The sequence below is a fragment of the Mesorhizobium sp. P5_C1 genome (assembly GCF_054049815.1).
Map to the genome: position 1 here is coordinate 1 of NZ_JBFULQ010000515.1, position 3857 is coordinate 3857.

At 58.5% G+C, this 3857-nt stretch carries 8 protein-coding genes and 2 tRNA genes; 5 read left to right on the forward strand and 5 right to left on the reverse strand.

The features are described 5' to 3' along the window. Positions 1–25 precede the first annotated feature (25 nt). Together ACXJ7R_RS26905 and ACXJ7R_RS26910 are read right to left on the reverse strand one after the other, a co-directional pair. The gene (locus ACXJ7R_RS26905) at positions 26–694 is read right to left on the reverse strand and encodes a protein-L-isoaspartate O-methyltransferase family protein (RefSeq protein WP_457154474.1); all 669 of its coding nucleotides are present in this window, start codon (positions 692–694) and stop codon (positions 26–28) included. Positions 695–784: 90 nt separating this feature from the next. Beyond that, positions 785–858 (reverse strand) — tRNA-Cys (locus tag ACXJ7R_RS26910). A gap of 225 nt (positions 859–1083) precedes the next feature. Here ACXJ7R_RS26910 and ACXJ7R_RS26915 point away from each other — a divergent pair. Then, complete coding sequence (locus tag ACXJ7R_RS26915) at positions 1084–1302, forward strand: hypothetical protein (protein WP_457154475.1); 219 nt, start codon at positions 1084–1086, stop codon at positions 1300–1302. 18 nt (positions 1303–1320) lie between these two features. Here ACXJ7R_RS26915 and ACXJ7R_RS26920 read toward each other — a convergent pair whose 3' ends face one another. Then, positions 1321–1578, reverse strand: a complete 258-nt coding sequence (locus ACXJ7R_RS26920) for a hypothetical protein (protein ID WP_457154476.1) — start codon at positions 1576–1578, stop codon at positions 1321–1323. Between the two features lie 224 nt (positions 1579–1802). Between ACXJ7R_RS26920 and ACXJ7R_RS26925 the strand changes: the two genes are divergently transcribed. From ACXJ7R_RS26925 to ACXJ7R_RS26935, 3 genes are all read left to right on the forward strand, one after another. Further along, positions 1803–1877: transfer RNA gene (locus ACXJ7R_RS26925), tRNA-Asn, on the forward strand. A gap of 104 nt (positions 1878–1981) precedes the next feature. Beyond that, positions 1982–2143, forward strand: coding sequence for a hypothetical protein (locus ACXJ7R_RS26930; protein ID WP_457154477.1), 162 nt, complete (start codon positions 1982–1984; stop codon positions 2141–2143). Between the two features lie 92 nt (positions 2144–2235). After that, positions 2236–2499: a hypothetical protein gene (locus ACXJ7R_RS26935; RefSeq protein WP_457154478.1), complete on the forward strand. Its 264-nt coding sequence runs from the start codon at positions 2236–2238 to the stop codon at positions 2497–2499. A 342-nt stretch (positions 2500–2841) separates the two neighbouring features. Here the strand turns inward: ACXJ7R_RS26935 and ACXJ7R_RS26940 are convergent, their stop codons facing one another. Continuing rightward, positions 2842–3117 (reverse strand): hypothetical protein, encoded by a 276-nt coding sequence (locus ACXJ7R_RS26940; protein WP_457154479.1) that lies wholly within the window; start codon positions 3115–3117, stop codon positions 2842–2844. A gap of 151 nt (positions 3118–3268) precedes the next feature. After that, positions 3269–3496: a hypothetical protein gene (locus ACXJ7R_RS26945; RefSeq protein WP_457154480.1), complete on the reverse strand. Its 228-nt coding sequence runs from the start codon at positions 3494–3496 to the stop codon at positions 3269–3271. 9 nt (positions 3497–3505) lie between these two features. Between ACXJ7R_RS26945 and ACXJ7R_RS26950 the strand changes: the two genes are divergently transcribed. After that, positions 3506–3799: a hypothetical protein gene (locus ACXJ7R_RS26950; protein ID WP_457154481.1), complete on the forward strand. Its 294-nt coding sequence runs from the start codon at positions 3506–3508 to the stop codon at positions 3797–3799. Positions 3800–3857 lie beyond the last annotated feature (58 nt).

Consider the following 3857-nt stretch of genomic DNA (forward strand, 5'->3'; position numbering starts at 1 on the left):
CGCCTATCCTGCAAGGCAAAATCATTCAGAATTCGAAGGCGCGAATAAGTTCGAATCCCGGTAGTGGCTTAATTGCCGCATTAAATGCGCGTCTTCCGGTTACAACCCCCCCCGCTTTAAAAAAAAGCCGGGCCACGCCGGAATTGCCCTGGCCTTCGACGGCAACGAGTCGGCCGCCTTCGRCAAGCTGGTCGAGCAGCGGTGCCGGCACGTCCGCGACGCTGCCGCCGATGAAGATGACGTCATAGGGCGCCTTGGCCGCATGTCCTTGCGGCAACGCCCCCTGGACTACGGTCACATTGCCGCAGCCGAGCGATGAAAGCGTCGATCTGGCGGTCTCAGCCAGCGCCGCATCGCTTTCGAGCGCCACAACGGACTTCGCCAGCCGAGACAGGACGGCCGAGGCATAGCCGGTGCCGCAGCCGACATCGAGCGCCGAATCGGCCGGGCTGATCTCGGCCAGTTGCATGAGCTTGGCCAGCGGCGAGGCTTCCATGAGATAGCGCGCGCCGTCCGCGCCGGCGGCAATGCGGATGTCCTCGTCGATATAGGCGAGATCGCGCTGTTCGGCGCCGACAAAGATTTCTCTTGGCACGACAAGCATCGCTTCGAGCAAAGGCGCGCTGGTCACATCGGTGGTGCGAACCTGGCCGTCGACCATCTTGACGCGAAGCTCGGAGAAATCAGCGCTCATGTTCCAACCAATCCGCTTGCCGCGCCAGAACCGCGGTTCATTACGATCGGAACTTCAGGCCCCAGCGCTGGTGCGCGGGGGCCCGGGCATTGGAGGCCTCGCCCGGAATCGAACCGGGGTGCAAGGATTTGCAGTCCTCTGCGTAACCACTCCGCCACGAGGCCTCATTGCTCCCGGCGTTCCACCCGGTTCCAATAGGTTGCGGCGAAAATGCCGTCAAGCGGCCACCCGTGCATTCCGAGCGGTTTCCTCTCGCCGGTTTGGGCAGCGTCCCGTCAAATCCCAGGCCCGGGCCTGACGACGATACGTTAGCTGCTTGTTAAGCATGGCTCGACGCCGGAAGAAACTCATTCAGCAGCCCATACGTTGAACATGGCGGGAGACATGCCATGCGTCGGACAACGGCAGCAAAAGGCAAGGCAGACGACATGAATGCGGCGTCCGGCCTGTCGCTGCCGCAGTGCGAAGAGCTTTTGCGCTATGCCATCGACCGCCTGTGCATCGGGAGCGCGAGCAGCCTGTTGCCGCGTGACCGGGCAAAGCTCGCCTCGGCGGCTGCGATTCTCAAGCAGATCCGCGAAGCGCTGGAAGAGCACGCCGGGCGCTGAGACCGGGCGCTGTCGGCCTCAATCCGGCCGGCGGCGCCGTTCCCACCAGACAACGAAGCGGCGCCGGTGGCGGCGGACCATGGCGAATTCATAGGACAGCACCAGCAATCCAAGCGGCACCATCCAGAAGCCGAGGATCGGCAGGAAACCCAGAATGCCGCCGATGGTCAGCACGATGCCCATGGTGATTCTGAGCCCGCGCGAGCGCGGCATTTTGAACTCACGCCCGAAAACCGAGATTTTCCGCGCCGGCATCTGGTTGTCTTGTGCTGTCATCGTCTCGAAAGATTAACCCTTTTGACCGTTCAGGAGCACCGTTGAATCTAAGCCGCAACCGCGCTTTCGGTTCCATATCCCCAGCAAGACGGCTAATATGAGGGCATCCGCGAACGATTGCGAGAAACGCCTGAGCGAAAAAGCCTCGGAAAAATGCGAAATGCTTCTTTGCAAAGCGGAAAAGGGTTTGCTATAGGCTGCGCCACTCACATGAGAGCCTCTGTTCCCCGGTAGCTCAGTGGTAGAGCAACCGGCTGTTAACCGGTTGGTCGCTGGTTCGAATCCGGCCCGGGGAGCCAACTTTTCCAAGCACTTACCGAATCTGCAAAATCGCCATTTTTGGCGATAGGTACGGTATAGGTACGCAACTCGACTTCGCTAGGCGCTGAAGGAGAGAACGTCCATGGACTATGTTTTTGATGAACTGATTGGCCTGCTGCGAGCCCAGCCGACATGGAATTGGCGCCCAACTGCGATGGCCTGGGCGTTTCGCTTGGCAGGAAACGTGACGATCGGCGTGGCGATCGGCGTCGGGATAGCAGTCGGTCGCGCCCTCGCCGGCTGATTGCGGTGCCAAACCTTTCCTGCAACTATCGGCAGGCCCGCGCGACAAAAGGGGGTGGGGCAGTGTAATCTCTCATCTACTGGTTGGTCAGCGTGGACTGGCTCAACGTCGCCGGCGTATTCGCGACGGTGATGGCCCTTGGACTGTCGCTGCATTTCTGGCGACGTCAGTTTCGCCCAATCATCACGGCGATGGTTGAGACGCACCACGGCGGCAACGAGGCTATCGCGTACGACCTGGTAATCCTTAACTCCGGATCGATCCCGGCAAAGAATATCAAGCTCTTCATTAGCGATCAGAAAGCGCTTGAGGCGGCGCTTGGTGCCGGAGCCAACGACGAGAACAAGGGCCTTTAGTTGGCTTGTTTCGAGCCTTCCAGGGTGATCCGTCTCCTCGACAACGGTGCTCGGACGTCCTTTTCTTTGGTCTAACCCATAGAGATCTGCGTCAAAGCTTTTGGATCGCGCAGGCCGAGTTTCCGATTCAGATCGAATATGAAGGTTGGTTCGGAAAAAAATATCAAAGAGAGGTGAACGTCTTGCAGATCGCCGGTTCTGACAGTTTTACAGGCGGTATGTGGGGACCACCCAAAACACTCGCAGTAAGTCGGCGGAGCCAATAATAAAAAGCCCGCCACCTTAAGGCAGCGGGCTGGCCGCGTCGCTGGATAAAGAAAGGCCCGGAAGCCGAAGCCGCAGTCAATTATAGCCAGTTTGAAACCACGGACTGGTGTCATCATACCCTAAGCGCGGATTATAATGATCCAGGAAGTTTGCCCCATTTGGCTGTCGCGCAACCACGGTGCCTGTCGATTTACAATCCAGTTTCGGGGTCGGCTTGCTGCCAGCCTTCATATGAGGTGTAGAACACGAGGTTGCAGCCTGATGAGCTGTGGCCACTTTTTTCTTCTCTTTCGCAACAGCTGCTCCGGTGGCGGCCAATACCATTGCTACGCCAAAGACAATGAGTTTCATTGAAACGCCCTTCAACCCTTGTACAATCCGATATGATTGCGCCCAGTTAACGTAACGTCAAATCACCTTTTGTCGGCAACGACGGCGAACAGTGCCAGTAAAAAGAGCCCGCCACCGAAGCAGCGGGCCAATTCGAAACTTGGTTTCGGTTTCAGTAGAAGTCGGGCTGCTCCCGCTCATCGTCGCCTTCGCGATCGTCTGCCGGTTCGCAAAGCATGACGCCTTTGCCGTGATTCTCGCACCAGCCGAGCAGCGGCTCGCCTTCGGGGTGGTTCCAGGTGTTCTGATCGACGATGACTGCCTTGCGCTGGTCGACATGTTCCGTCCAGCCAGGTTCATACTCGTCATCGTCCCAGCCGTCGTGCGGTTCGTCCAGCACGTCGCCTCCATGCTCATTCTCGGCCTCGCAATCGTCATGGCTTGTGCCGTGAACAAACAGGGGATTCACTACGAAACCGGTCCGATCAAGAATCTTCGGATGGACGCGATTTTTGACAACCTTGCCAGTGCCAGCGGCCCGCTGCCAGGGCACGGCAACGGGCCTTTGACACAAGCCGGACATGGACTTTGGACAGGCATCCGGCCGGCATTTTCAACGAGAGATGCGAAATTTTGTTCCCGCGCTTCTCGCATTTTACCACCATTGCCTGTCGTGATTGCGGCGCTACCTCACTGGGCGTAGGATCGCCCTGGGGAGAGGCAAAATGTCTGTTATTTGGGCAGGTGGAACAGCCATCGTC

Bases quoted from the DNA above. Each gene is read 5' to 3' on its own strand.
- ACXJ7R_RS26915 (WP_457154475.1), top strand. From the start codon at position 1,084: ATGCGTCGGACAACGGCAGCAAAAGGCAAGGCAGACGACATGAATGCG.
- ACXJ7R_RS26920 (WP_457154476.1), bottom strand. From the start codon at position 1,578: ATGACAGCACAAGACAACCAGATGCCGGCGCGGAAAATCTCGGTTTTC.
- ACXJ7R_RS26930 (WP_457154477.1), top strand. From the start codon at position 1,982: ATGGACTATGTTTTTGATGAACTGATTGGCCTGCTGCGAGCCCAGCCG.
- ACXJ7R_RS26940 (WP_457154479.1), bottom strand. From the start codon at position 3,117: ATGAAACTCATTGTCTTTGGCGTAGCAATGGTATTGGCCGCCACCGGA.
- ACXJ7R_RS26950 (WP_457154481.1), top strand. From the start codon at position 3,506: ATGCTCATTCTCGGCCTCGCAATCGTCATGGCTTGTGCCGTGAACAAA.